Raw genomic sequence first — 904 nt, 5'->3', positions numbered from 1 at the left:
CCTGTCAGGTCGGTTGTGTGGGTCATGAGCGGGGCTCCTCGATGAGTTCGTAATGCACGGTCACGACGCGGCGCAGGCCCGCGGCGGTGAGGACTTTCTCCGAGAACGGCTTTTTGGAGTTCATCTGGTCGTTCAAGGCTTGCGGGGAGATGCCCACAAATCGGGCTGCTGCGGCCTGGCTCTTGAAACCATCAACCACCGACTGACGATATTGAACACGTCAGTCTCAGTGATCTGGTTTTGCCTTACTGGCGTCGCTTTCGGTTCGCATAAACCATCAGCCGGAGTGCGATCGCGTTCAGGTGGTCGGACGCCCATTTCAACGAGAGCGCGGTGTGTAAGAGGATGCAGGCAATCCACTGCAATTCGGCTGCGTGGATGAGTATGAGCCAGCGCATTCATTATCCCATCTTTCAGAAAGATCGCGGTACAGCGCGGCCTTGTGTTCGGCTCTGCGTCTGGCGCGTTCGAGGTGGTGCCGATAGGCAGATTGGACGGCTAGAAATACGTGAGCGGGTACGGTCGACCACTCGCCGTAGAAAAGCCGTTTGGCTTGTCCGTCCGTCAGGCCAGTGATCCGGGCCAGGCGGTGGAATTTCGTTTTGAGCGGAACGTGCTCTTGGTCGCTTTCCACGATCTCTCGAACCAGTTCGGCGCAGTAATCGGCTACGGCTTCAGGCGTGAAGCGGGCGCGATTTTCTGCTGTGGCGGAAAAGAATTCCGTAAATCTCATCATGATTTGCTCCAATCACTGTGAAGCGGAATCACAGTTTTTGAGGCCTTCATGGAAGACGACACCACGACCCACGAGCACGACAGACCGCTGATCGAAGCGGATGCGAGACGGTTCACGCAGCGTTTGGACACGCCCGTGATCGCTCTCGACATCATGCGCGCCGCCCGG

The 904-nt window shown here is 57.5% G+C and carries 2 protein-coding genes; both read right to left on the bottom strand.

Features of this window, described 5'->3' with window-relative positions; all coding sequences use genetic code 11:
- Window positions 1-22 precede the first annotated feature (22 nt).
- Complete coding sequence (locus JCM15831_RS21770) at window positions 23-199, bottom strand: hypothetical protein (protein WP_156938938.1); 177 nt, start codon at window positions 197-199, stop codon at window positions 23-25.
- 120 nt (window positions 200-319) lie between these two features.
- Window positions 320-736, bottom strand: a complete 417-nt coding sequence (locus tag JCM15831_RS21765) for a hypothetical protein (protein WP_156938937.1) — start codon at window positions 734-736, stop codon at window positions 320-322.
- Window positions 737-904: the final 168 nt, after the last annotated feature.

Origin of the sequence: Asaia astilbis JCM 15831, from assembly GCF_000613845.1 — a bacterium.
Classification (GTDB): Bacteria; Pseudomonadota; Alphaproteobacteria; order Acetobacterales; family Acetobacteraceae; genus Asaia; species Asaia astilbis.
Note: the sequence above shows the minus strand (reverse complement) of the source record. Positions and strands in the feature narration are given on the sequence as shown.